Raw genomic sequence first — 25,639 nt, 5'->3', positions numbered from 1 at the left:
GCCCCCTTGAGGAGACCCCACATGCCCGCCCGGTACCACCTCCGGTTCCAGATCCCGTCCGGCCCCACCGCCACCCGCCAGGCCGCCGACCTCGCGGCGTTCTGCCAGGAGGCCGGCGTCGACGAGGTCGTGTTGCTGCTCGCCGCCGAGGAGTTCTACGGAGGACACCCTGCGGGCGTGGAGGAGGACCTCCTCTACGACACCACCGCCGCCTCGGCCGAGATCCTGCGGGATGCCGGGCTGGAGGTCAGCCTGAACCCGTGGGTGACCACCGGGCACGCCGACCGGGGCCGCAGCGATCGGCACGGCTTCGCCCTCATGGTCGGTCCCGACGGGAAGAGCGCCAAGGGACAGGCGTCGTTCGCCTGCCCGTTGTGGCGCTCCTGGCTGACCGCGCACTATGCCCGATTCGCCGGGCTCGGGCTGCGGGTGCTGTGGTTGGAGGACGACTTCCGCTTCCACAATCACGCACCGCTTCAGTGGGGTGGAGGCTTCGAGCCGCTGATGCTCGAGCGTTTCGCCCGGTTGGTCGGTGAACCGGTGACGCGCGAGCAGGTGGTGGCGGCCGTCACCGCTCCCGGGACACCGCACCCCTGGCGCGCATGCCTGCAGGAGGTATGGCGAACCGCGCAACTGGAGGTGGCCGCGCAGGTCGCAGAGGCGGTCGACAAGCACTCCGGCGGCCGCTCCCGCATCGGTCTCATGAGCTCTGAGCCCGCGGTGCACAGCGTCGAGGGCCGGGACTGGTCGGCTCTGTTCGAGGCCCTCAGCATCGACGGCGAGGCCGTCCACCGCCCGCACTTCGCCGTCTACAGCGACGCGCCCGGCCGCGAACTCAGCCGCTCCGTATGGCTGCTGGAAGCCCAGCGAGCCCTGCGGCCCGCCGGGATCAGTACCGAGCCCGAGATAGAGAACTGGCCCCACACCGCCTGGTCCAAGTCCGACACGCAGACGTGGTCGGAAATGGCCACAGCCCAACTGTCCGGCGTGGACGCGCTGTTCCTCAACCTGCATCCGATGCACTCCGGCCAGGCCCGACGCCACCCGCGCATCGCCGAACTGCTGCGCCGCTCCCGACCGGCCCTGGACCTGCTCGCCGAGCGCGGGAAGGAGATGCTGGGCACCCACGGAGTGGGCGTACCCGTCCACCCGGAGACCGCGGCACGGGTCCGCACCAGCCACCCGGGCAGGCTCGAGGATCTGACGGCCAACCCCGGAGCGACCGCCGACTTCCTCCTGCGCTACGGCGTGCCGGTGACGGCCGGACAGGCGCCCGTGTCCGCCCTGTTCGGGCGGGCCGCGTGGGCGCTCACCGACGACGAGCTGCGACGCCTGCTCGCGGGCGGTGTGCTGCTCGACGGCATCGCCGCGTACGTGCTTGGAAAGCGGGGCTTCGCCGACCTGCTGGGAGTTACCGTCCGGGAGGTCGTCGAGCGCGAGCAGCCGACCGTGCCGGGCCCGTACTCCCTCGAACTCACCGCATCGGTGGGAGAGTTGGGCGACGAGGAGGTCTGCCTGAGCGTCAATGGTCAGCCGGCGCTGGCGCGGCTGGAGGCCGACGGCGGCGCCGAGGTGTGGAGCAGCGTCCTCACCCCCGATCGCGAGCACTGGGGCGCCGGCCGATGCGTCCATACCAACAGCCTCGGCGGCCGTGTCGGCGTCCTCGCCGCCACCGCACCGCACCTGCTCCCGTACGACGACGACGGGCAGCGACTCCTGCACGCGATGGTGCGTCACCTGGAGGGCGACAACCCGCGCCTGCCCCTGCTCAGTGGCGGACCGCACCTGATCCCCCGTCTCGCCCGCACCCAGCGGGGGCTGTCCCTGGCCGTCGCCAACGGCAGTGCTGATCCTGCCCGTCCCAGGCTCACGCTGCCCGGACGAGCACGGAACGCGGAGGCGATGTTGCTCGCGCCGCTGGCCGCTCCCGCGGTGGTGCCGCTCACGGTGGAGGGCGCGATACTCGAACTCGACACGGACCTGCCGCACCGGGGCATGCTGCTGGTGGACTGGGTCCCCGAGCAGGGGTGACACCGCGCGGCACGGCGCGGCGCCACCGCGCGCCACCGAGGACGGTGGGTCGCTACCGCGACCGGCCTGCGGTGGAACCGACGACTCCCCGGGGATTCGTTCAGGCCCACCAGGTTGTCCCGCCGGCTTGACCCAACTCCGGGGCGATCGTGAATGCCCCGGTGACCGCGGTCGGCCACGGTGAGGCGGAACTGGTCACCGGCCGCCCGCATGCCTACCGGGCCCACCCGCGAGGTCCACGCCCACCGTGACCATCCCACCGCGCCCAGCCCCCGCCACATACTGCCCCATGCCTGCCCCCTGCCTTGCCCGTCATGAGGGTGCCAGCATGATGGATCACCCTGCGTCCTTCCGGTCCGACCCTGGCCGCCGTCGGAGGACGGCTCGTTCACCAATAGTGAGCCGCAGCGCAGAAGCTCACTGCGGCTCACGGGCCTCTCACACGCCTCTCACGGACTGGTCGTCATGAGGTCGGATCTGGCGCCAGCGGGGGAGGACGGGATAGCCCAAGACTTGAACAAGTCGGACAGGAAAGTGATAGGCGAACGCACTTCCGAACGCTGGGGGTCAGGGGGTCGCAGGTTCAAATCCTGTCGTCCCGACACGTGTGACCAGCGGGTTTGCCGGATTCGGCAGACCCGCTGAGTCGTTTTCCCGGCCGGGTGGTCGCAACGTGGTCGCAGCCGGTGCTGCCACCTGGTGGTGCCAAGGAGGCGATCCTCTCGAGGGCGCCGGGGAGACGACGCATGGCTGAACAGGGCAAACGCCCTTTGGGGTGTATCAAGGGCCCCGTATGGCGCCGTTTTCCAGCCGCCCCGAGGTCCCGTATTACACGCGTTACGCAGTCCCTCGTGCACCGTCCCGCACACTGCTCCGGGGGCGAGGCCACGTTTGAGTGCCAGGGTGACTGGCCGTGATCTGAGCAGATCCGATGGCGTCGAAAGTCGTCAGGGGGCAAGACTGCACGGGTGAACACCCCGCCACCGTTGTCTGGTCCGCTTCCTCTGCCTGTACTGGACCCGCGCGTCAGAGACGTCGTTCTCGACTATGCGGGCATGCACGCCATGGTCGCCGACCTGGTTCTGCCCAGCAACGCGTCGATGCACGTCATGAGCGCGATGGAAACCTCCCGTGAGCTCATCCGGTTCTCCTACTACCGGTACGAATTCGCCACCGTCGCAGTCGTGCACTCTCTGGTCGCCCTGGAGAACGTCCTTGCCGAGCGTCTGGCCGTCAACAAACCACTCCAGGACCTGATCAAGCAGGCCGACGACGCAGGGCTCATCACGCAGGACCTCGCCGCCGAGCTCGACCGCAGCCGACTGCTGCGCGACAAACTCACGCAGAGCGCTGTGACCAGCGCCGCTCTCGGCCCACTCCGGGCCGCAGAGATGACGCGTGCCGTCTTCAGCGCCGTTTCCCTGCTCCTGAGCCCACCATCAGCAGCAGAAGCGATAGCCACCGAGATGAGCGGAGCTCAGCCTGGAGACCGACTCGCCCGGCTGTGGGAGGAACGTCGCCGCGCACTGTTCCCCGCGAGCTTCCGCGGCGTGGACATCGAGGGCGTGGACCTGGTCCTCCTGGACGCCGACGTTGCCGGCCTCATCCAGAGAGAGCTGAACCGCGGACTCGACAGCGATGGGATCGCGATTCTCTGGGCGTGCATCGCTGACCTCGACAAGATCGTGCCCCTGGCCAACGAGGAGTACTGCGCCTCCTACTTCACAAGACTTCGGACAGCGGCCAATCTTGCCGCAGCGCGCCACATCCCCACCGCGACCTGACAAGCGGGGTTCCTTTCAGGTCGTCCGGCGTTCAGTCGCGGAGCTCGGGCCAGTCGTCCGTGTTCGAGCAGGACTCGTAGCTGTAGCGGGTGAGGCGATCCCACTCGGTCCCGGTCACTTGCTCGAATGCCTCCTCGTGAACGTAGAGCAGGGACTCGCACTGGTGCGCAGTGAACCGTGCGAAGCGCTCCGGATGGCCGAAGACACTCTCGTACGTCTGGCGGCCGGCGGCCACCACGGCGCCGCGCGAATACAGAAAGCCGTCGTCCGACTGCGGAAACGGCGAGCCGTCGGACCGCGCCATCCCGAGGACGGGCAGGGTGCCGAAGACCTCCTGGTCCAGTCGGTAGAGAGCCTCTGCGAGACGTTCACCGAAGCCGATGATCTGACCTGCCGGCTCGTGCGCGAGGACGTCGGTCAGACGGGCGCAGGCCTCCTCGAAGCGCTCGCACGTCTCCATGCCGGCCTCGCCGCCGAGAACTTCGATCAGACTCCAGAACCGCTCCCAGGTCATCACCGGCAGGCCCAGGTCGTCTCCACTGGTCTGCCGTGGCGCCCTTCAGCTCTGCTGAGGGATGGAAGATCAGGTCGCTTGCGCGTGGATGCGGCACATTGGTTTGGAGGATCAACAGTTAGTAGTCGCTCTCGGGGGCGCCAGCCAGAATCCGTTGAACGATTTCGGTCAGCTCGTCGTGGGTGATGCTGGCCATGTGCGGCCTTGCCGGCCGAGCGGCTTCCTTCGCGAAGTCCTTCAGGTCCCGCCAGCTCTGGTAGTGCGCGAAGTCATGAGGCTTGTAGCTGTGACTGGTTGTCTCGTTGAAGGCGGCAATCGCCCCGTCCGCAACCTCGGACTTGCCCAGCGCTATCAGGGCGGCGATGCACTCGATCTCCTGGCACGTCTCGCCCAAGCGGTCCTGGGGTACAGGCGGGGGCAGCAGTTCGGATCTGAGGTCCACAGGCTGCATTATGTGTGCCCCGACCTGATCACGGTCCGGCAAGACCGGATGTGGTCCGTGGGCCGGGGCCTCGGACGAGGGATGTCGTCGTGTACCGCGGCTGCAGGCCGATGCCGTCGTCCGGTTGGTTCGGCGGAATGGGCGGGCACATGTGGTCGCGTCTCCATGCGTGGGCCTTGTACAGGACCGGTTCAGGGAGCTCGGGGCCGTCATAGGTTTCCCGGGTGATGAAGGTGAAGGCCACCATCGCATCGCCCGGATCGGTGGACACGGTGATTTGGTCGTCGGTCTGGTAGGTGAGTTGCCAGGGGCAGTCGGTCGCGTCGAGAGCCGTTGTCAGGCGCTGGTAGGTCATGCCTCGCAGTTCGGACAGCCATGCTCCGGGCTGCGGGCCGGGGATGCGGCAGTCGTTGTGCCAGGTGGGAACGCCGATGCGTTCCACGAGCCGGCAGCGGCAGACGACCAGCTCGACGCTCTCGTAGAGGAACCAGTGCGGCCAGCGGTGCCGCTTGCTGACGCGCCCGCCGTCCATCGGCGGGCCGAGCACTGCGGCGATGTCCGACAGGGCGGCGCAGCACCGCAGCGGTCCAAGCGTGCCCGTCGCGCCGAACGCGGCCATCGCCTCGTTCACCCTCACACGGGCGGTCATCGCACGCGCCCGAGACCCCGCACGCGGGGGAGGAGGACGCGCCGACCGATGCTGCTCATCGCTTGCGCCCGCCGGTTTCGCGTACGAGGCCGGCGATCTCGGCGACGCGGGCGCTGGTGATGCCGTGGCGCTGCTCGACGGCCAGCGGGTGGTCGGTGGGCTCCAGCTCGATCCAGGGGCGCCGGCCGAGCGGGCGGGTGTGGACGTGTGTCTTGAGGTTCAGCGTAGGTGCGCTGTAGAGGCTCAGCTCGGTGGACAGCCAGCCGAAGTACGGAGGCTCCTGCTCGCGCTCGGGATCGTCCCAGTGCTCCGTGGTGCGGGTGAAGCTGGTCTTGCTGAGCGAGGCCCAGACGCCCCAGGAGAAGACGTCACCCGTGTCGGTGACGGGGATTTCGATCTGGCCGTGGATGAAGAACGCCTTCCCCTTGACGACGCACAGGTCCTCGGTGAGGAAGCTGTCCTTGTTCTTGGCGTACTTGGGGTGCCACAGATCGGGTGCCGGGGCGCCGTAGGACAGGGCGGGCCCGTCATGTTGGCCGTGGCAGCAACGACAGGTGTACGCGTGTGTGGTCGACATGATCGTGGAGCGTAGCGGTCGGCGCTGGCGCTCTGCGCGGCTGCGAGCCTGCGGCTACAACGCCCGATCTCGACCTTCGCTTACAACGTGACCAGGAAGAACTCCCCGATCACGAACGCAAAGATCGCCATCACTATCGCCACAGCCACCGACCGGACACGGAGATGGAGGACCTAAAGTTCCCGGCATTGGGCCAAGACCGGCCTCGCCCACGTCTTCAGCGCTGCAGCGGTCAACCTCCACCGCATCGACGCCCACCTGACCGGGCATCCCACAGGCACGACCCGCCGCACCCACTTCGCCGACCTCGACCTCACACCCCGACCAGGCAGGAAGCCCCGCCAACGACGCCCATGAATCGGGCGACAGAGTCCCGCACTGTTCGGTGCGGTCGCACCGTCGTCCGACCTTCAGGGCCGGTACGCCTCGTCGACGACGTCGACGGGGCCGCCATCCGCCGGGCGGTGCGGCGGCACTTGCCTGAGCAACGCTGACCGGGTTCAGCCGCGGACGGGATAGTGGATCCGGCGTGCCGCCGCGAGGTTGGCGGCCAACTCCTCGCGGGTCTGGTGGGCATGTGACGTCCAGGAGGGCTGGCCCGGCCCACTGCGCCATGACTCGCTGAGCGGACTGTTGTCGACGGTGTCGAACCCGAATTCGTCGTACAGGCGGGTGACGAGCTCGACCGCCTCCGGGTGGTCGCTGGACACGGAGAGCGCGTGCCGTCCCGGAGTGCCGGGCGGGCTGGCGGAGAGGAAGAGGCGCGGTGCCTGGATGTGGGTGAAGGCCTTGGCGACCTTCGAGGTCGGCAGTTGCTCCTGGCGTATTTCATGCACGGTCTTCTCGCCCGAGTCGACGGCCGGGAAGTGACCGTCGCGCCAGGGCATGTAATTGTTGGTATCGAGCACGATCTTGCCGGCCAGGACCTCGGTGGGCATGTCGTTGACGAGCTTGAGGGGGGCGGCGATGATCACGAAGTCGCCGGCCTCGGCGGCTCCGGCCGCTGTCGCGGCACGTGCCGGGGGGCCGAGTTCGTCGACGAGATGGGTCAGCGTCTCCGGCCCCCGTGAGTTGGCGATGACGACCCAATAGCCGTGGGCGACGGCTGCGCGGGCGAGCTGGCCGCCGACCTCGCCCGCTCCGATGATGCCGATCGTGGTCACGCGTCGCTCCTCGGGGTTGAGATGACGCCGGCGCGCTGAAGCTCGGCCTCGTCCACGCTGCCCGGCTCCGCCGTGTAGGCGATGATCTTGAGATCGGTGTCGCCGTCGGTCAGGACGTCGCAGTCAACGCGCACCTCGCCGATCTCGGGGTGCCGGATGGTCTTGTGGTCCTCGGCGTGCCGGCCCACGGCGGCCTCGGCCCAGAACGCGGCGAACCGCGGGTTGCCGGCGACCCTGCTGGCCACCAGATCCCGCACGCGAGGGTCGTCGGGGAACCGGGCCGCGGCGCGACGAAGGTCGGCCACCAGCGCCCGGTCGGAGCCCTCCGCGTTGGCCGGGATCACCGGCCAGCTCGTCAGACGCCCGCGGTCGGAGGCGACCGGGAAACGCAGTCGTACCAGGTTGCGCTCCTCGACCCCGATGTGCGTGGGGTCGCCGAAGAGTGCCGCCCATCTGCGGTTCCACCAGACCAGCGTCCAGTCGGCCGCGAAGACCGCGACCGGCGTGGTGTCGAGCAGGGCCAGCAGCCGCCGCATGCTCGGGGGGATCTGGTCGATCACCCGCTGGTCCTGCGGTGGCCGCAAGCCCGCCAGCTGGTGGAGGTGGTCACGCTCTGCCTCGCTGAGCCGTAGTGCGCCGGCCAGCGCGCCGACGACCTGATCGGAGGGGTTTGCGGCGCGACCCTGCTCCAGGCGTATGACGTAGTCGACGGAGAGGCCGGCCAGGTCGGCGAGCTCCTCACGTCGCAGTCCCGGCGATCGCCGGGCTCGCTGGGTCGGCATGCCGGCGTCTTCGGGGGAGAGCCGATCGCGCCAGGCTCGTAGCGTCGCCCCCAACTGGTTTTCCACAGCAACTGCGTTGTTCACCCGTCCATAATGCGGGGTCATACGCCGTACACCGCATCGCGCGGGTGGTACTGGTCGTCCTACCGAACACCGGTCCCTGGCTGTCGTAGGTCGATGGGCCGAAGGTGGAGTCATGACCAAGACCACTTTCATCACCGGGGCCAACAAGGGCCTCGGGTTCGAGACCGCCCGCCGCCTCACCGAGCTCGGCCACACCGTCCTCCTGGGCGCCCGCGACGCCGAGCGCGGACGCGCGGCGGCAGCCGAGCTCGGTGCCCGCTTCATCCAGATCGACGTCACTGACGACGCCTCGGTCGCCGCCGCGGCCGCCGACGTGGCGGCCCACGAGGGCCGAGTCGACGTCCTGATCAACAACGCCGGCATCACCGGCAGCCTCGTCTCCGCCGAGGAACTGACCGGCGTGGAGGCCGCGTTGGTGTTCAACACCAACGCCGCCAGCGTCGTGCGGGTGGCCACGGCCTTCCTGCCCCTGCTGCGCGCCTCGCAGGCTCCTGCGGTGGTCAACGTGACCAGCGGCTTGGGGTCGGTCACTCTCACCCAGGACCCGGACCGGGTGGAGTCGCAGGTGATCGCGCCGGCGTACGCGGCCTCCAAGGCAGCCGTCACGATGCTGACCATGCAGTACGCGAAGGCGTTCGGCGACATCCGGTTCAACGCGGTCGACCCGGGTTACACCGCCACCGACCTCAACGGCCACACCGGCACCCAGACCGTGACCGAGGGCACCGACGCCATCGTCACGCTCGCCATCGAGGACCCGAGTGCCGGCACCGGCCGGATCATCGACCGGTACGGGCCGATTGCGTGGTGAGGCAGGACGGGCAGGACGAGACGTCTTCGCCGATTCCGTCGGCGGTCGCGACCACGGAGCGGGATACGAAGGTCGTACACGACCTCGACTGGACCGGCGGAACCTGGCTGTTGCTGATCGTCGTGTGCGGCGCGCTGTTCCTCGACGGCCTCGACACCTCGATGATGGGCGTCGCCCTTCCCTCCATCGGCCGCGACCTGCGTCTTGAAGCCGACGCGTTGCAGTGGATCGTGAGCGGGTACGTCCTCGGCTTCGGCGGTCTGCTGCTCCTCGGCGGCCGCACGGCTGACCTGGTCAGCCGGAGGAGCGTCTTCCTCGTCGCGGTCAGCGTCTACGGCACGGCTTCGGCGGTGACGTATTCGGCCTGCCGGCAGCCCAGTTCGCGGCGGCCTTGAACTGCTCGGCGTTGCTGGCCCACTTCGGCAGGATCGGCTCCAGCAGCCACCCCACGGCAGTCGGGGCGGTGGCATCGGGGTTGTCCACGTGCACCGACGCTTCGGGGTCGGCGTCCGCATCCGGCACGGTGTCCACCGGCGCCACCATGGGCAGGGTTTCGTCGGCTGGGCGGCGGGTGGTGCGGGCTTTGTCCAGGTCCACCGCCTCACCCTCGCTGGGGAAGTCGGTGTTCGGTGTTCAGGTCCGCCTCCAGTCGGGCGAACAGGTCATCGTTCGGGTCAGGTGCGTGGTGGTTCGCTTCTGGGTGTCTCTTTGGGCAGGTCGTGCTGCGAATGGGAGGTGCCGGGCGCGCCAGATGCGGGCAAGCGAGGGTGCACCCCGGGGTTGCGCAGAAGTGCCGCTGGTCGGTCCGTCCCGTGGCACGGCTTTTGTGGACCTGACCTCGTCTTTTGAGCTCTCCCGCCGGGAGTTGAGGGGCTGTAGCCTGCGACGACACCCGTTCGGGCGCGGGGGCGAATCGACCTGGCAGGGAGCCACATGAACGTCACGACCAGCGGCACCGGCTGGTTCACGCTGGCCCTGATCAACGCCGGTCTGGGACAGAGCAAGGGGCGTAGCGCCTGGCCAGGGTTCCTGCTGTCGCTGTTCCTCGGACCGATCGCCACGTTGCTGATCCTCAATTGGGACCCTCTGCCGAAGAAGGACGCCAATTAGACCGCGGGCGCGGGAGGTTCGGCGCGTGGCACACACCCGCCGAAGTGGCGGGGTTGCGGTGCAGTGCGGTTGATCTGGGGATGCGCTATTCCGCTCCCGCTGCCTGGCCTGCGCGCCTTCCGGCCTGCGGGTCCTGCGTGGACCATGCGGTCGCCGTCACATTGACGGACCTTGATCGGCACGGGTTAAGGTGACGCGCTCAAGGGCCGATCTGGGGGTAAGGGCGCGTGAACCGGAAGCAGCTGTGGTTGATGGCCAGCGGCGTCACGGCAGCTATCGCGCTGCTTTCGGCCTGCACGGGGGCTACGAGTTTGACGTGCACTGATCGGCGGCCCACGCGGCAGAGCGCAAGAGAGGGCGGGCGCTGACGTGTAACCGGGACATCCTGCCCTCTCCCGGATCCGGCTGCCGTCCGATTCAGCGCCCGCTTGTGCAACTTACGCAGTTGTAGCTGACCACAGTTCGGATGCTGACTGCTGCAAAGGTGTTCGGACGTCCTTGTCTGCGTGCGTGAGCGAGTAGCCTGCGCGAGCAGAGACAGTGTTCCTGAGGGGGGTGCCTTGTACGCTGCCGTGCTGAGCAGCCCGGGCTACTTGTGGTCGGCTCGTGAGGTGCTGGCCCAGCCCACGCCGGTGCCGGCTGTCCCGGGAGGATATGGGTGGCATTTCCGGCAGGCTCCGCACCCCGATCTGCCGGTCGAGCGGCTTCTCTACGGGGGATCGCGCCGCGGTACATGGCCCAGCGGAAGAGCACACAGAATCTGCGCACGAGGGTGCGCTACCACTTCTGTGGTAACGCCGCCGGTTCCACGCTGCGCCTCACCCTCGGATGCCTGCTGGGGTTGGAGTTGCGGCCCGTGGGCAGCGGCAAGCGCATGACCTTTGGGAAGGATGGCGAGGCGACGCTCAGCCAGTGGATGGCCGAGTACGCCCAGGTGTGCTGGATGGAGCATCCGCAGCCGTGGAACGTGGAGTCAGACCTGAGTTCCCGACTGGACCTACCACTCAATCTAGACCAAAACCGCCACAACCGATTTCACGCAACCTTGACCGAGCTACGCGCCCAAGTACGGGGACGTGCAAGGGAACTGCCCGTCAGCACTTGACCGTGGTTCGTCTTGGGGCACTGGTCAGCCAGTGGAATCTGGAGAACATTCACACGACATGAGGGGGAAGCGCCATGTCAGCAATGGCCTTTGTCGATGAGGTTTGCGCCGAGATCAACGCGCTGCGCGTCGACCAGTCCTCGGGGCAGCCGGCCCGGCATCAGCCGATAACGCTGCTCTGGGCAATCGGCCGGGCAGCGGGGGGACAGCCACGGCTCGTTCCCTGGAGCGATGCGCGTCCCGCGTTGCGCCGCCTACTCAAGGACCATGGGCGCCCTGGCTCCGATCCCGCCCCGGAGTACCCATTTGTTGCCCTGAGCCGCTCGAGGCTCTGGGAGCTCGACGGCGCGGCCGGCGAGGTGCCAGTGGCGCGCGGCTCGGGGGTTCGGCGCTGGTTGGACGAACACAGTCCACGCGGCGGACTGGAGGGCCGGCTCTACGAGCTCATGGCTACCAACCTCGTTGCTCGGCGACGGGTGGTCGACACCCTGCTGCATCGATTCTTCGACGGTGCCGAGCCCACCTTGCTGCTGGGCGCGGTCCACCTGGCCGCCCCCATCTTCGACGGCTTTGGACTCGTCCCTGGGATCGCGGTCGGCCAGGTCTTTCCCAATCGCCGTGCGCTCTTTGACGCGCGAGTGCACCGCCAGCTTCAGGCCGGCATCTGCGGCACCCAGGAACGCGGCGCCGAATCCATCGTCGTCTCTGGCGGCTACGAGGACGACGAAGACCACGGTGACGTGATCATCTATACCGGTCAGGGCGGCCGCGACGAGCGAACCGGCCAGCAGGTCAAGGACCAAGAACTCACCCTCGGCAACGCCGCCTTGGTCACGAGCCTCACTACCGGCACCCCGATACGCGTGGTGCGCGGCGCCAACGGCGAACCCGCCCACTCACCCGTCTCCGGCCTGCGCTACGACGGACTCTTCCGCGTCGAGGACTACTGGTGCGACCATGGCCAGGCCGGCCACCTCGTGTGGCGCTACCGCCTCGTCCAGATCGCCGACACCCAGCTACCGGACCAGCCCCTGCGGGCCATGCTTCCCGTGCCCGAGGGCGAGGAGACACCGAGCCGCCTGGAGGCCACGATCCGGCGCATCGTGCGTAGCACCGCAGTGGCCGACTACGTCAAACGTATCCACGACTTCACCTGCCAGGTCTGCGGCATCCGGCTGGCCACCCCGACCGGCGCCTACGCAGAAGCCGCCCACATACGTGCCCTGGGCCGACCCCACAGCGGGCCCGACGTCGCGGCCAACGTGCTGTGTCTGTGCCCCAACCACCACACCCTCTTTGACTTCGGCATGCTGAGCATCGCCGACGATCGTTCCATCACCGACGAGTCGACCGGTGTCAGCCTCGGACCTCTGCGCGAGAAGCCGGCCCACCAGATCGACCCTGCGCACCTGGCCTACCATCGCGCCCATCACGCTCAGCTGCGACGCGACAACTGATCGGGCGAACGCACCGACATCAGCTGGTGACATCAACGCTGCCGGGCGCCAGTGGTTCCAGACGACTGCGATGGGACCTGAATCGGCATGTGACCGGAGCTGCTCGATTGCGCCTGGTGTGCTCCAGGCGTTGGTCGATTTCCATAGGCTTCGGAGGAGATACCGGGCGAGATGCGGCAGATTCTCGTTGATCTGCGACCTGGTCCAGTCCTGGGCATCAGCTGCGCCGATGGCTGCGAATTGGGTTCGTAGCGATTTCTCCAGATCACTCGACGCAACAGCATGCGCGACGATCACCACCTCGAGGCAAGCAGAATCGAGGCGTCGCCCAGAGACTGCGGTCAGAGCCGAGATTGCCGATCCTCAGCATCTGGGGTCGGATGGTTGCCAAGGTGGGCCTGCGTTGGGCACCATCCGACGTCATGACTACACGAAAGGGCACCCAGCCCTCCGTCCGTTGACCGGCGCGCGGTGGGAACGCGACCGCGGCGTCGCCCGCGAGACTCCCACCCTTTTCGACCACGCGCTCACCCTCCGCTCCCGCTACGGTCCCGGCCCGTGGCCCAGGTTCGGCGATCCGCTTCCCGACCTGCGCCCGGATGGCTCCCGCCTCGTCTTCGTCGGCGGCGGCGAGGACGCCCTCATCAGGCACGATCCGAGCAGCGACGGTGTCGCTCCTCTCACCGGCGCAGCACTCGCCGACCACCTCGAACACCTACTGCCGGCACCGGTGCCCAGCGTCGCCGATGGCACGCTCAGGGTCCTCCATGACCTGCTCGCCACCTGCTCGCCGATCGAGGTCGCCGACGAGCTCAGCGCCGAGATCCGCCGGCGCGGCCTGCCGTCCAACGGCCTGCGCCAGGTGGGCCGACACTTGGCGCAGCAAGGTACCCACCGAGCGGCAGTCAAGATCGGCCTGGTGCTCCTGGGCCTGGGCGGGGACATCCGCGACCGCGAACTGCTGCTCCTGCTCGGCACCTTGGACGAGCTCACCCTCTACGCCGCCATCGCACTCCACCGCTCCCAGCCCGACGGAGACCTGGCCGTCCACACTCTCGCTGGGCGGGTCGCAGGCTGGGGACGCATCCAAGCGGTACGGACGCTGCGCGACACCACCGACCCCACGATCAGGGCATGGCTGCTCCGCGAGGGCTTCCGCAACACCATCATGAACGAGTACCTCGCCCACCTCGCCGCGACCACCGGCGACCTGCACAGCGCACTGAGCCACCCACACGTCGACATCCCACTCCTGAACGGCGCCGGCGGCATCCTGGCCGCACTGGCCGACAGCCAGGGCGGCCCCGCACCCGGCCTGACCGACTACCCCGACGCCGTCCCCGTGCTGCGCCGCTACGCCGACCTGATCCAGGCCCAGGCGCCCACCACTGCCAGGCTGCACGACATGATCAGCATCACGACCTTCTTCAACCACCCGCCCCAGGACCTGCCCTGGACACCCGCCGACACCGAGTACCTGACCGCACGCTACAAAACCCTGCTGCACGACCCCTGCTGGCCCACCCTGGTCCTCGACCACCTCGCTGACCCCCGGCGGCCCGACTTCCCTCTCGCCTTGCGCCCCGCTGCCGTCCTGCGCCTACGCCCGACGGCCCAACTCCTCGCCCGCCTGGAAACCAGCCCGCCCCTGCTCGACCCGACCTGGGGCCACGCTCTGCGAAACAGCGACCAGCGGCAGGCCGCACACATCCTCGTCCTGGCCGAGCAACGTCTTGCCACCACCCCGGAACCCGAGCGCGACCACGCCCTGCTGGTGTTCGCGCATCTGCTGCGACGCCACCCCGGACACGGCTGGCCCCTGCTGCGATGCGCACTCGCCAGCAGCACGCCCGAAGTACGCCGCACCGCGCTGACCACCCTCGCCGCATGGCCCGCCGACACCCGCACCCCGGAGGCCGTTGCCCACCTGCGCGCCAGCGGGAAACCCAAGCCGGACGACCCCCAGGAGACACGCCCGTGACCGCACCGCCTCACCGCCTCACGCCCTACGCCCACCTGCCCGACCGCTACACCGACAGGCAGGTCGCGGCGTCCACCGTCGACGCCCACGGACGCGTCGTGACCCTCCTCGTTCCTCCCGAGGCCACCTGCACCCGCCGCGTACCGCCGGACCAACGTCTCCGCTATGGATCAGCGTGCGCCGGGCGCGGCGGATACCGCACGGCAGGGGTCAGGGTCGCGATCACAAATGGCCTCTGATCCGCCGTGCCACCAGGCAGGGTGCGCCGGTCGGCGAGGCTGCTTGTCGCTCCCGGCTCCCGCCTCGCCGGGGGCCCGTCTCCGGTGCCGGTCACGCTCGGCCGGCGAGTGGGGCGGCCGGGCCGAGGAGTTCGTGGGCGAGGTGCGTGATGGCTGCGGAGCGGGCGGTCTGGCGTACGCCGTCCATCCGGGCGAGGACGAGGTCGAGCGGCGGGTGCTCGTTGGTGAGCGCGAGGGTGGCCACGCGGGCGCCGCTGTAGGTGTCGTCGGTCGCCGGGCGCTGGTGCAGTACGGAGAAGCCGTGGCCGAGGGCGACGAGGGAGCGGACCGCTTCGTAGTTGTGGGAGCGGTGGCGGACGACGGGGGTGATCCCGGTGGCGGTGACGAGTGACCAGAAGTAGTCGCGGCTGTGCGGCAGGTCGAGCAGGACGAACGGTTCGTGGGCGAGTTCCGCCAGGTCGATCGTGCCGCGGCCGGCGAGTGGGTGGCCGGCTGCGACGAGCGCGTGGGCGGGGAGGGAGGCGATGGTCTCGCGCGCGATTCCGGAGCCGAGGCCGAGGTCGTAGGTGATGGCGGAGTCGATCCGGCCGGTGCGCAGGGCCCGGTCGAGCTCGTCCGCCTCGCCTTCGAGGACGTCGATCCGGAGCTGGGGGTGTCGTTCCGTCGCTGCGGCGAGCAGCCTTGGCAGGACGAAGGGGGCGACCGTGACGAAACAGCCGAGCCGGACCGGTCCGCTCAGCCCGCCCTCGACGCCGCGCGCCTCGGCGGCCAGGTCGAGCGCGTGGCTGAGGAGCTCCCGTGCCTGCAGCAGCAACCGTTCTCCGGCGGGGGTGGCCACCAGGCCTCTGCCCTTGCGGCGGATGAACAGCTGCACGCCGAGCTCGTGCTCCAGATTGGAGACCGCGGTGGAGACGGCCGACTGGGCGATCAGCAGCCGCTCGGCGGCCGCGGTCATGCTGCCGGCCTCGGCGGCCACCACGAAGTACCGCAACTGCGCCAGCGTGAACCCGACCGCTTCCGTCATACCTGCCGCCACGTCCCCAAGTCCTCATCTGAATCCAAGATGACTCAACCCTAAAAGATCTGCTTTACCAGGGGAAGTGTCACTCTCATAGTGGTGGTGCGGCCCCACCGGCCGAAAGCCCCCACCCCCACAAGCCCCGGGAGAGGTGTGTCATGACGACCCTCGCCACGGCACCGGTCACCGCGCCGTTGTCCGACAGCGTGCTGGGCACGCTCGGGAGGAAGAAGAGCTGATGGTGCACCACCGACTGCGGCGCTTCAACACCGCCGACACCTATCCCGAGCAGAACCTCGCCAACGACCTGGCGCAGGCCGTCGTCGCCGAGGGCGTGGTCTATCTGCGCGGCCAGATCGGGCAGGACCTGGAGACCCGCGAGAGCGTCGGCGTCGGCGACATCGAGGCGCAGGCCGAGCGGGCGATGTCCAACATCGCCATGCTGCTGGAGGAGTCCGGCAGTGCGCTGGACGAGATTGTGAAGATCACGATCTACCTGACCGACATCCGCTACCGCGAGCCCGTCTACCGGGTGATGGGCCGCTGGCTGGGGGGCGTGCACTACGTCTCGACGGGCTTGGTGGTCTCGGCCCTGGCCCGGCCGGAGTGGCTGGTGGAGATCGACGCCACCGCTGTCATCCCGGCCTCGCGCCGGACCGAGGCGGTCGGGATCCGGCACGCCAAGGCCGCCGAACGCGGGGAGCTGCTGTGACGTTCTCCATCGCCGCGCGGTGCCCCCGCACCGGGCAGGTCGGGGTGGCTGTCACCTCCTCCAGCCCGGCCGTCGCCTCCCGCTGCGCGTACGTACGGGCGGGGATCGGGGCGGCGTGTACGCAGAACGTCACCGACCCCCGGCTCGGCCCGTGGCTGCTCGATCTGATCGCCGCTGGGTCGAGCGCCCGGGAGGCCGTCCGCCACACCGCCGACACCGAGACGCTCGTGGCCTGGCGCCAGTTGACGGCCGTCGGCGCCGACGGGAGTCCTGCCGCGTTCTCGGGCGAGCACACGCTCGGTGTCCACGCCCAGGCCGTGGACGCGGACTGCGTGGCCGCAGGCAACATGCTGCTGCACAACGGAGTGCCGCAAGCCATGGCCGACGCCTTCGCCGCGCAGCCCGAACTCCCGCTCGCCCGGCGCCTGCTGGACGCTCTGACAGCCGGTCTCGCGGCGGGCGGCGAGGAGGGCCCCGTCCACTCGGCCGGCCTGCTCGTCGCCGACACCGTGCCTTGGCCCGTCGTCGACCTGCGGGTCGACTGGACGGACGGCGACCCGGTCGCCGAACTCGGCGCACTGTGGCGGCTGTGGGAGCCCCAGCAGGACGCCTACGTCCAGCGTGCCCTCGCACCCGAGCTGGCGCCGAGCTACGGCGTTCCAGGGGACCTGCGATGACCCCCGGAACGGCAGTCCCCGGAACAGCAACCCCCGAAACAGCAACCCCCGGAACAGCCCCCGCATCCACGCCCGCCCAGGCCTCCGCGGCCGTCCGGGCGCTGCTGGCGGAGACCGTCGGGCGGGCCTCCGGCCGGCTGGTCGCGCTGTCGCACCGGCTGCACGCCAACCCGGAGACGGCCTGGGAGGAGGTGCAGGCGGCCCGCTGGACCGCCTCGCTCCTCGACGACCTCGGCTACACGGTCACCCCGGGCGTCTGTGGGCTGCCGACCGCGTTCGCCGCGACGGTCGGCAGCGGTCCGCTGCATGTCGCGCTCTGCGCCGAGTACGACGCGCTGCCCGGCCTCGGCCACGCCTGCGGCCACAACATCATCGCCGCCTCGGCCGTGGGCGCCGCCGCCGCGTTGGCCCGGGTCGCGGACGACCTCGGGCTGACCGTCACCGTCCTCGGCACCCCGGCCGAGGAGGGCGGCGGCGGGAAGATCCTCATGCTGGACCGCGGCGCCTTCGAGGGCGTGGACGTGGCGATGATGGTCCACCCCGGCCCGGTCGACGTCGCCGAGGCCGAACCCTTCGCCGTGGCCCATCTGGGCGTCCAGTACACCGGCCGGGCCGCCCATGCCGCGGCCTATCCGGAGCAGGGCCGCAACCGCCGACGCCTTCACCGTCGCCCAGGTCGGCATCGGCCTGCTGCGCCAGCAGCTGCCGTCGACCACGCGGGTGCACGGGCTGGTGACGCGCGGGGGAGAGGCGCCCAACGCCATCCCCGAGCGCACAGCCGGGCGCTGGTATGTGCGCGCCTCGAACCTGGAGGAGCTGGAACGGGTCCAGCCCCGCGTCGAGGCCTGCTTCCGGGCGGGGGCGCTGGCTGCCGGCTGCGCGCTGGAGATCGAGCCGGAGAGCCCCCCGTACTCGGAGTTCCGCAACGACGCGGAGCTGATCGCGCTCTACCGCCGCAATGCCGAGGGCATCGGCCGCCGCTTCGCCGCGCCGGGCGATCCGGCGGCGCGGATGAACCGGGCCTCGACCGACATGGGCAATGTCTCCCGCGTCCTGCGGGCGCTGCACCCCTACATCGGCATCGACTCACTGCCCGCGGTCAACCACCAGCGGGAGTTCGCCGCCGCCTGCGCGACCCCGGCAGCGGACGCCGCCCTGCTCGACGGTGCGCTTGCGCTCGCCCTGACCGCAGCCGATCTGGCCTGCCCGAATCGGTGAACCGAGGGCTTACAGATCCGGGCAGCCGGTGATCGCGCGGGCGTGCGCGGTCAGCAGGCCGAGCGCCGTGGCCCGGTCGACGGAGGGGTTGCGGGCGACGATGTGGAGCCCGTAGCCGTCCTCCATCGCGACCAGGTTGCGCGCCAGGTCCGCAACCGGTGCGGCGGCGAGCGTGAAGACGCCCGCCGCCGCACCGACCTGCAGCAGCGTCGAGTACAGCGCGACCTCGCGGGCGAACAGCGACGACATCAACGCCGCGTGGGCGGCGCTGCGGTCGGCGAGGCCGTGCAGCTCGAACAGCAGCCGGTGCACCGCGTCGTCCGGGCCGGACGGCAGACCGCCCGCGAGCGCGGCGCGCATCCGGGCCACCGGTCCGTCGGGTTCGTCGGTGCGGCGCTGGCGCTCGGCCAGGTAGTTCTCGACGGCGTCCTGGTGGACGGCCAGGACGAGGTCGTCGAGCTCCGGGTAGTAGTACAGGACCGACCCCGCCGAGACACCTGCCTCGGCGGCGATGTCCTTGATCCGCAGGCCGGCCATGCCCCGGTCCGCGATGGCCCGTCCGGCGGCGTGGATCAGCGCCCCGCGGCGGGCTTCCTGGTTCTTCGGGCGTCCCATGGCTCCCATTCTCTGATGGGGATCGCAGATTTAACAGTCCCAACCCGCTTCTGCCATTGACGTGAGCTTAACGCGTTGTTTGAATCTCGCATCAAAGAACTCGGGCAGCTGCCCCAGACCCCGGCGGACGAGACCGCGGTCGACTGCCCTTCGAGGACTCCTGAGGTTCCCCACCATGAGCGACCCCACCCCCGCAAGCCGCACCCCCGCAAGCCGCACCCCCGCAAGCCGCACCCCCGCAAGCCGCACCCCCGCAAGCCGCACCCCCGCAAGCCGCACCCCCGCAAGCCGCACCCCCGCAAGCCGCACCCCCGCCGGCGCCGACGAGTGGCGCCGGCTGGCCTCGGGCCTGGCCCCGCAGACCCGCGCCTTCGTCGACGGCGAGCAGCGCGACGCCCGCTCCGGTGCCACCTTCACCGACACCGATCCGGCCACCGGCAAGGCGCTCGCCGAGATCGCCTCCTGCGACGCCGCGGACGTGGACGACGCCGTCCGCTCGGCCCGGACCGCCTTCGCCGACGGCCGCTGGTCCGGGCTCGCGCCCGAGGCGCGCAAGAAGCGCCTGCTGCGGCTCGCCGAGCTGATCGAGCAGCACGGAACGGAGTTCGCCCTCTATGACTCGCTCGACATGGGCAAGCCCGTGGCCGAGGCGCTCGCCGTCGACGTCCCGGGCGCGGCCGGCTGCTTCGCCTGGCACGCCGAGGCCGCCGACAAGCTCTACGACGAGGTGGCCCCGGCCGCGCCGGGCAACCTGGCGCTGGTCCGCCGCGTCCCGCTCGGCGTCGTCGCCGCGGTCGTGCCGTGGAACTTCCCGCTCGACCTCGCGTCCTGGAAGCTCGCCCCCGCGCTGGCAGCCGGCAACAGCGTCGTGCTGAAGCCCGCCGAGCAGTCGCCGCAGTCCGCGCTGCTGCTCGCGCGCCTCGCGGTCGAGGCGGGGATCCCGGACGGTGTGCTGAACGTCGTCCCGGGCCTGGGCGAGACGGCCGGGCGTGCGCTCGGCCTGCACCAGGACGTGGACGTGCTCGCGTTCACCGGCTCCACGGCGGTCGGGCGGCTCTTCCTCTCCTATGCCGCGCAGTCCAACGGCAAGCAGGTCTGGCTGGAGGCGGGCGGCAAGAGCCCCAACCTCGTCTTCCCGGACGCCGAGCTCGACGCCGCCGCCGAGCGCGCCGCGTTCGGCTTCTGCTTCAACGCGGGCCAGGTCTGCTCCGCCAACACCCGGCTGCTCGTACACGCGGACATCGCCGAGGAGTTCACCGCCCGCGTCGCCGAGCACGCGTCCTGCTACCTCCCCGGCGACCCGCTCGACCCGGCCACGCGCATCGGCCCGCTGGTGGACGAGGCCCAGGCGCAGCGCCTCCTCGCCGCCGTCGACGCCGCACGGGCCGACGGCGGACGCGTGGTCCTCGGCGGCACCCGGCCCGACCGCATCGGCGCCTATCTGCACCCGACGATCGTCACCGGCCTGCCGGCCGACGCGCCGCTCGCCCGCGAGGAGCTGTTCGGGCCGGTGCTGACGGTCCTTCCGTTCCGGGACGAGGCGGAGGCCGTGCGGATCGCCAACGACTCCCCGTACGGCCTGGCCGCCTCCGTCTGGACCCGCGACCTCGCCCGTGCCCACCGCGTCGCGGAGGCGCTCCACGCCGGGACGGTCTCGGTCAACACGGTCGACGCGCTGAGCCCCGCCACCCCGTTCGGCGGCTTCAAGCAGTCCGGCTACGGCCGCGACCTCTCGCTGCACTCCTTCGACAAGTACACCGGCCTGAAGACGACCTGGGTCTCCTTCGGCTGAGCACCGGCCCGGCCCGCCGGGCTCCCACCTGAGCACCGGCCCGACCCGCCGGGTCCCCACCTGAGCTTCCACCCTCATCACCTGCACGGAAGGCACCACCATGAGCCGCACCCCGATGACCCCGGACCAGCTGCGCGACGCGGACCGGGCCCGGATCATCCACCCGTATCTGCCCGGCTCCGTCGCCGAGCGCGTCGTGATGACCGCCGGTTCGGGCTGCCGCCTCACCGACGTGGACGGCCGCTCCTACCTGGACGCGACCGGCGGCCTGTGGCTCGCGCAGATCGGCCACGGCCGGGAGGAGGTGGCGCGCGCCGCCTATGAGCAGATGGCGCAGCTGGAGTACTTCACCAGCTTCTGGGAGTTCTCCAACGACCGGGCGATCGAGCTGGCGACCAAGCTGACGTCGATCGCGCCGGAGGGCCTGGGCCACGTCTACTTCACCTCCGGCGGCTCGGAGGGCAACGAGGCCGCGATCAAGATGGCCCGCTTCTACCACCACCGGCGTGGCGAGACCGACCGCACCTGGATCCTCGCCCGGCACAAGGCCTACCACGGCATCGGCTACGGCGGCGGCTCGGCGACCGGCTTCCCGGTCTACCACGAGGGCTTCGCCCCGATGATGCCGCACGTCTCCCACCTGACCCCGCCGTGGCCGTACCGCAGCGAGCTCTACGGCGGCGAGGACCCCACCGACTTCCTGATCGCCGAGCTGGAGCAGCGGATCGCCGAGATCGGCCCGGGCAACATCGCCGCGATGATCGGCGAGCCGATCATGGGCGTCGGCGGCATGCTCGTCCCGCCGGCCGACTACTGGCCGCGGGTGCGCGAGGTGCTGGACCGCCACGGCATCCTGCTCATCCTCGACGAGGTCGTCACCGCCTACGGCCGCGTCGGCACCTGGTTCGCCGCCCAGCACTTCGGCGTGACGCCGGACATCATCGTCACCGCCAAGGGCATCACCTCCGGCTACATCCCGCTCGGCGCGCTGCTCGTCGGCGACCACGTCGCCGAGCAGCTGCTCGCCGACCACGGCTTCCCCATGGGGTACACCTACAACGGCCACCCCGTGGCGGCCGCCGTCGCCCTGGAGAACCTGGACATCATCGAGCGCGAGGGCCTGCTCGCCCGCGCCACCGAGATCGGCGGCTTCCTCCACCGCGAGCTGGAGGCGCAGCTGGGCGAGCTGCCGGTGGTCGGCGAGATCCGCTCCGTCGGCATGATGCTCGCGGTCGAGCTGGTCGCCGACCGCACCACCCGCGAGCCGCTGCCGATGCTGCAGCCGCTGCTGCCGGACGTGATCCGCCGCGAGACCGGTGTCATCGTCCGCGACTGCGCCCACAGCCTGGTCCTCTCCCCGGCGCTGATCATGACGGAGACGGAGGCCAAGGAGGCCGTCGCCGCCATGCGTCAGGTCCTGGAGCGTGTCACCCCGACCGGCGAAATGCGCAACTGACCCGCATGGTGACGGGGCACTGCGCAGCGCCCGTCACCGTCACCGGAAGACCGCCGGGCCGTCCCACCACCCCACCCTCCCCGGGACGGCCCGGCCCTCACCGCACCGCGTTGAACACCTCCCCCTCCCCACACCCTTTCGAGGAGTTCCCGTGTCCACCACCCCCGCACCGGACAGCCAGGAACCCGCCGACAGACCCGACTCGGTGCCGAACCTGCACCGCAGCCTCGGCCGCTTCGACATCATGGCCCTCGGTGTCGCCGCCGTGATCTCGGCCGACGTGATCGGGCAGATCGCCACCGGCGGCGGCGAGGCCGTCACCTGGACCGCCCTGCTGGGGCTGGTCTTCCTCGTCCCCTACGCGCTGCTCTTCGCCGAGACCGGCGCCGCCTTCCCGCAGGAGGGCGGCCCGTATGTGTGGGTCAAGCTCGCCCACGGCCGGACCGCCGCCGCGCTGACCACCCTCTTCTACTGGGTCACCAACCCGGTCTGGCTGGGCGGTTCACTCGTCTTCGCCGCCGCGGGCGCATGGGACAGCCATGTCACCACGCTGGGCAGCGGCACCGTGGGCGACTACACCTTCAAGCTGGTGTTCATCTGGGTCTCCATCCTCACCGCCGTGGTCTCCCTCCGGCGCGGCAAATGGATCACGACGGTCGGCGCCATCGCCAAGGTCGCCGTCATGCTGACCGTCACCGCCACCGCGCTGGTCTACGGCCTCCAGCACGGTTTCAAGGGTCTGTCCGGCGCCGGCTTCGCGCCGACCACCGGCGGGCTCCTCGCGCTGGTGCCGATCCTGCTCTTCGCCTATGTCGGCTTCGAGGCCCCCAACGCCGCGGGCGAGGAGATGCGCAACCCCAAGCGGGACGTGCCGGTCTCCATCGGGGTCTCCGGCGCCGTCGCCGCCTGCTGCTACCTGCTGCCCGTGTTCGCCATCCTCGCCGTGGTCCCGGCCAAGCAGATCACCGGCGTCGCGGGCTTCCTGGATGCCGCGGCCCTCGTCCTTGGCAGCTACGGCAGTGCCGGGCACGCGCTGCTGACCGCGACCAGCGTCCTGTTCGTCTTTGTCCTGATGACCCAGGGCAGCGCCTGGATGATCGTCAGCGACCGCATGCAGGCCATGGCCGCCGCCGACGGCGGCTTCTTCAGCCGGGCGCTCGGCGCGTTCCACCCCCGCCTGGGCACCCCCGTGCGGATGAACCTCGTCTCCGGCGTCACCGCGACCGCGTTCATGCTTGCCGCCACGCTCCTGGTCAACGGCACCGCCGCGGCCGTCTTCAAGGTCGTCCTCACGGTGGCCGTCACCACCCTGCTGCTGTCCTACCTCGCCGTCATCCCGGCGCTGGGCACCCTGCGCAAGAACCACCCGGACGTCCAGCGGCCGTACCGGGTGCCCTTCGGCACCTGGGGCTTCCGGATCAGCCTCGGTCTTGTCTACGCCTGGATCGTCCTCGGCTCGTGGATCGCCCTCTTCCCCGGCGTCCTGGAACACGTCCTGGGCGTCGGCTACGACTTCAACGGCACCTGGGGCGTCTCCCGCACCGCCTTCGAGACCTTCACCCTCGGCACCGTCGCCGTCCTGCTCACCATCGGGCTCCTCGGCCGCGTAGTCGCCGGCCGCAACGACCGCCGCACCGAACAGGCCCCGACCGCCGGCGCCCTCGCGGAGTACCAGTCATGACCGTCCCCGTCCCCGCCGTCGTCCCGCACCGCACCGAACACGACCTGCTCGGCGACCGCGACGTCCCCGACGAGGCCTACTACGGCGTCCACACCCTGCGGGCAGTGGAGAACTTCCCGATCACCGGCATCCCCGTCAGTGCCCACCCCGAACTGGTCGTCGCCCTCGCCTGCGTCAAGCAGGCCGCCGCGCGGGCGAACCAGGAGCTCGGTCTGCTGGACCGCCGCCGGGCCGATGCCATCGTCGGCGCCTGCCAGGAGATCCGCGCCGGACACCTGCATCACGAGTTCATGGTCGACGTCATCCAGGGCGGCGCCGGCACCTCCACCAACATGAACGCCAACGAGGTGATCGCCAACCGGGCCCTGGAACTGCTCGGCCACGCCCGCGGCCACTACGGCGAACTCCACCCGCTGGAGCACGTCAACCTCAGCCAGAGCACCAACGACGCCTACCCGACGGCCGTCCGCATCGCCCTCCAGATGGGCGCCCGGCACCTGCACGCGGCCCTGACCGGTCTGGCCGACGCCTTCTCCGCGAAGGCCGCCGAGTTCGCGCCCGTGGTGAAGATGGGCCGCACCCAGCTCCAGGACGCCGTCCCCATGACGCTGGGCCGGGAGTTCGGCGCCTTCGCCGTCACGATCCGCGAGGACGTCGAGCGCCTCACCGAGGCCTGTCGACTGCTGCTGGAGATCAACCTCGGCGGCACGGCCATCGGCACCGGCCTCAACGCGCCCGACCAGTACGCCGCCACCGTGTGCGCGCGGCTGTGCGAGCTGACCGGCCTGCCGCTCACCACCGCGGTCGACCTCGTCGAGGCCACCTGGGACGTCGGCGCGTTCGTGCAGCTCTCCGGAGTACTGAAGCGGATCGCGGTCAAGCTGTCCAAGTCTGCAACGATCTGCGCCTGCTCTCCTCCGGCCCGCGCACCGGCCTCGGCGAGATCAACCTCCCGCCCGTCCAGGCCGGATCCAGCATCATGCCCGGCAAGGTCAACCCCGTCATCCCCGAGGCCGTCAACCAGGTCGCCTTCCGCGTCATCGGCCATGACACCACCATCACCCTGGCCGCCGAGGCGGGCCAGCTCCAGCTCAACGCCTTCGAACCGGTCATCGCCCACAGCCTGCTGGACTCCCTCGCCCTGCTCGCCGGGGCCTGCCGGACGCTCACCGAGCGCTGCGTCACCGGCATCACCGCCAACCCCGACCAGCTGCGCCGCAACGTCGACCACTCGATCGGCACGGTCACCGCCCTCAACCCGTTCATCGGTTACACCGCCGCCACCAGCGTCGCCGCCGAGGCCCTCGCCACCGGACGCAGCGTCCGCGAGCTGGTCCTCGAACGCGGCCTGCTGACCGCGGACCAACTCGATCAACTGCTCCGCCCGGAGAACCTCGCTGCCACGACGCGACCACTCCCGGCAAGGTGACGACAGGCCCGTTGGACGACGCCTGAGGATCTTCAGCGCTCCGCCGGATCTGCCCCGGATGCCACGGTTCCGGGGCAGATCCGGCTGTGGCGCACCGCGCGGCGACCGAACTGCCACGTGCCGGTCTACGGGGGAACGCGCTCAGCCGGGTACGGAGCGGAAAGTGACGGCCAAGGTGTCCAGTGCGGTGTTGAGGCGACGCCGTGCGGTGGTCTGATCGAGGTTCGTCATGGGAGCGCCATCCGGGACTCCGGGAGTCTGCACTACCCGAAGGTCGTCAACGTACTGGGTTGGACGCCTGGCGACGAGCCC

The 25,639-nt window shown here is 70.3% G+C and carries 23 protein-coding genes and 2 pseudogenes; 15 read left to right on the top strand and 10 right to left on the bottom strand.

Features of this window, described 5'->3' with window-relative positions; genetic code table 11:
- Positions 1 to 21 precede the first annotated feature (21 nt).
- On the top strand, positions 22 to 2,031 hold the full coding sequence (locus tag AB0761_RS10295; RefSeq protein ID WP_377268670.1) for a hypothetical protein: 2,010 nt from the start codon (positions 22 to 24) through the stop codon (positions 2,029 to 2,031).
- A 1,055-nt stretch (positions 2,032 to 3,086) separates the two neighbouring features.
- The gene (locus AB0761_RS10290; RefSeq protein WP_377268669.1) at positions 3,087 to 3,815 is read left to right on the top strand and encodes a hypothetical protein; all 729 of its coding nucleotides are present in this window, start codon (positions 3,087 to 3,089) and stop codon (positions 3,813 to 3,815) included.
- Positions 3,816 to 3,846: 31 nt separating this feature from the next.
- Here AB0761_RS10290 and AB0761_RS10285 read toward each other — a convergent pair whose 3' ends face one another.
- From AB0761_RS10285 to AB0761_RS10260, 6 genes are all read right to left on the bottom strand, one after another.
- Positions 3,847 to 4,329, bottom strand: a complete 483-nt coding sequence (locus AB0761_RS10285) for a DUF4240 domain-containing protein (protein WP_377268668.1) — start codon at positions 4,327 to 4,329, stop codon at positions 3,847 to 3,849.
- 118 nt (positions 4,330 to 4,447) lie between these two features.
- Entirely contained in the window at positions 4,448 to 4,771 is a 324-nt protein-coding gene (locus AB0761_RS10280; protein ID WP_377268667.1) for a hypothetical protein, read from the bottom strand.
- Between the two features lie 28 nt (positions 4,772 to 4,799).
- Complete coding sequence (locus tag AB0761_RS10275; RefSeq protein WP_377268666.1) at positions 4,800 to 5,402, bottom strand: hypothetical protein; 603 nt, start codon at positions 5,400 to 5,402, stop codon at positions 4,800 to 4,802.
- 73 nt (positions 5,403 to 5,475) lie between these two features.
- Positions 5,476 to 5,997 carry a DUF2199 domain-containing protein gene (locus AB0761_RS10270; protein WP_377268665.1) on the bottom strand — a complete coding sequence of 174 codons (522 nt, stop codon included), beginning with the start codon at positions 5,995 to 5,997 and terminating at the stop codon, positions 5,476 to 5,478.
- A 500-nt stretch (positions 5,998 to 6,497) separates the two neighbouring features.
- Positions 6,498 to 7,160 carry an NADPH-dependent F420 reductase gene (locus AB0761_RS10265; RefSeq protein WP_377268664.1) on the bottom strand — a complete coding sequence of 221 codons (663 nt, stop codon included), beginning with the start codon at positions 7,158 to 7,160 and terminating at the stop codon, positions 6,498 to 6,500.
- A complete protein-coding gene (locus AB0761_RS10260) occupies positions 7,157 to 7,942 on the bottom strand; it encodes a helix-turn-helix transcriptional regulator (protein WP_377268663.1) in 786 nt (261 codons plus the stop codon). Before AB0761_RS10260 ends, AB0761_RS10265 begins: the two co-directional genes overlap by 4 nt.
- A gap of 196 nt (positions 7,943 to 8,138) precedes the next feature.
- On the opposite strand from AB0761_RS10260, the gene AB0761_RS10255 reads away from it, so the two are divergent.
- The 6 genes and pseudogenes from AB0761_RS10255 (at position 8,139) to AB0761_RS10230 (ending at position 14,490) form a co-directional block, all read left to right on the top strand.
- The gene (locus AB0761_RS10255) at positions 8,139 to 8,837 is read left to right on the top strand and encodes an SDR family NAD(P)-dependent oxidoreductase (RefSeq protein ID WP_377268662.1); all 699 of its coding nucleotides are present in this window, start codon (positions 8,139 to 8,141) and stop codon (positions 8,835 to 8,837) included.
- 32 nt (positions 8,838 to 8,869) lie between these two features.
- Positions 8,870 to 9,184 (top strand): annotated as a pseudogene (locus AB0761_RS10250) (MFS transporter); the annotation flags it as partial.
- Between the two features lie 586 nt (positions 9,185 to 9,770).
- Entirely contained in the window at positions 9,771 to 9,947 is a 177-nt protein-coding gene (locus AB0761_RS10245; protein ID WP_377268661.1) for a hypothetical protein, read from the top strand.
- A 772-nt stretch (positions 9,948 to 10,719) separates the two neighbouring features.
- A complete protein-coding gene (locus tag AB0761_RS10240; protein WP_377268660.1) occupies positions 10,720 to 11,052 on the top strand; it encodes a GIY-YIG nuclease family protein in 333 nt (110 codons plus the stop codon).
- Between the two features lie 83 nt (positions 11,053 to 11,135).
- Complete coding sequence (locus tag AB0761_RS10235; protein WP_377268659.1) at positions 11,136 to 12,509, top strand: YDG/SRA domain-containing protein; 1,374 nt, start codon at positions 11,136 to 11,138, stop codon at positions 12,507 to 12,509.
- 457 nt (positions 12,510 to 12,966) lie between these two features.
- Positions 12,967 to 14,490 (top strand): hypothetical protein, encoded by a 1,524-nt coding sequence (locus AB0761_RS10230; protein WP_377268658.1) that lies wholly within the window; start codon positions 12,967 to 12,969, stop codon positions 14,488 to 14,490.
- A 330-nt stretch (positions 14,491 to 14,820) separates the two neighbouring features.
- Here AB0761_RS10230 and AB0761_RS10225 read toward each other — a convergent pair whose 3' ends face one another.
- Positions 14,821 to 15,753, bottom strand: coding sequence for a LysR family transcriptional regulator (locus AB0761_RS10225; protein WP_377268657.1), 933 nt, complete (start codon positions 15,751 to 15,753; stop codon positions 14,821 to 14,823).
- A gap of 232 nt (positions 15,754 to 15,985) precedes the next feature.
- Here AB0761_RS10225 and AB0761_RS10220 point away from each other — a divergent pair, with 232 nt between their 5' ends.
- Both AB0761_RS10220 and AB0761_RS10215 read left to right on the top strand, forming a co-directional pair.
- Positions 15,986 to 16,459: a RidA family protein gene (locus tag AB0761_RS10220; RefSeq protein ID WP_377268656.1), complete on the top strand. Its 474-nt coding sequence runs from the start codon at positions 15,986 to 15,988 to the stop codon at positions 16,457 to 16,459.
- A complete protein-coding gene (locus tag AB0761_RS10215; RefSeq protein WP_377268655.1) occupies positions 16,456 to 17,136 on the top strand; it encodes a DUF1028 domain-containing protein in 681 nt (226 codons plus the stop codon). Before AB0761_RS10220 ends, AB0761_RS10215 begins: the two co-directional genes overlap by 4 nt.
- A 235-nt stretch (positions 17,137 to 17,371) precedes the next feature.
- Here AB0761_RS10215 and AB0761_RS10210 read toward each other — a convergent pair whose 3' ends face one another.
- On the bottom strand, positions 17,372 to 17,626 hold the full coding sequence (locus AB0761_RS10210) for a hypothetical protein (RefSeq protein WP_377274549.1): 255 nt from the start codon (positions 17,624 to 17,626) through the stop codon (positions 17,372 to 17,374).
- On the opposite strand from AB0761_RS10210, the gene AB0761_RS10205 reads away from it, so the two are divergent.
- Positions 17,508 to 18,386 (top strand): hypothetical protein, encoded by an 879-nt coding sequence (locus tag AB0761_RS10205; RefSeq protein WP_377273997.1) that lies wholly within the window; start codon positions 17,508 to 17,510, stop codon positions 18,384 to 18,386. The two genes, AB0761_RS10210 and AB0761_RS10205, sit on opposite strands and share 119 nt — an antisense overlap.
- On the opposite strand, the gene AB0761_RS10200 is transcribed toward AB0761_RS10205, so the two are convergent.
- Entirely contained in the window at positions 18,364 to 18,969 is a 606-nt protein-coding gene (locus AB0761_RS10200; RefSeq protein WP_377268654.1) for a TetR/AcrR family transcriptional regulator, read from the bottom strand. The two genes, AB0761_RS10205 and AB0761_RS10200, sit on opposite strands and share 23 nt — an antisense overlap.
- A gap of 30 nt (positions 18,970 to 18,999) precedes the next feature.
- Positions 19,000 to 19,233: a hypothetical protein gene (locus AB0761_RS10195; protein ID WP_377268653.1), complete on the bottom strand. Its 234-nt coding sequence runs from the start codon at positions 19,231 to 19,233 to the stop codon at positions 19,000 to 19,002.
- On the opposite strand from AB0761_RS10195, the gene AB0761_RS10190 reads away from it, so the two are divergent.
- The 4 genes and pseudogenes from AB0761_RS10190 (at position 19,145) to AB0761_RS10175 (ending at position 25,327) form a co-directional block, all read left to right on the top strand.
- The gene (locus AB0761_RS10190) at positions 19,145 to 20,761 is read left to right on the top strand and encodes an aldehyde dehydrogenase family protein (RefSeq protein WP_377268652.1); all 1,617 of its coding nucleotides are present in this window, start codon (positions 19,145 to 19,147) and stop codon (positions 20,759 to 20,761) included. The two genes, AB0761_RS10195 and AB0761_RS10190, sit on opposite strands and share 89 nt — an antisense overlap.
- 100 nt (positions 20,762 to 20,861) lie before the next feature.
- On the top strand, positions 20,862 to 22,217 hold the full coding sequence (locus AB0761_RS10185; protein ID WP_377268651.1) for an aspartate aminotransferase family protein: 1,356 nt from the start codon (positions 20,862 to 20,864) through the stop codon (positions 22,215 to 22,217).
- A gap of 151 nt (positions 22,218 to 22,368) precedes the next feature.
- Entirely contained in the window at positions 22,369 to 23,898 is a 1,530-nt protein-coding gene (locus tag AB0761_RS10180) for an APC family permease (RefSeq protein WP_377268650.1), read from the top strand.
- Positions 23,895 to 25,327, top strand: a pseudogene (locus tag AB0761_RS10175) (aspartate ammonia-lyase). The gene AB0761_RS10180 and the pseudogene AB0761_RS10175 overlap by 4 nt, the downstream one beginning before the upstream one ends.
- Positions 25,328 to 25,639: the final 312 nt, after the last annotated feature.

It is taken from the genome of Peterkaempfera podocarpi, assembly GCF_042466665.1.
GTDB classification, from domain to species: domain Bacteria; phylum Actinomycetota; class Actinomycetes; order Streptomycetales; family Streptomycetaceae; genus Peterkaempfera; species Peterkaempfera podocarpi.
This window is presented reverse-complemented; position numbering and strand designations above follow the sequence as displayed.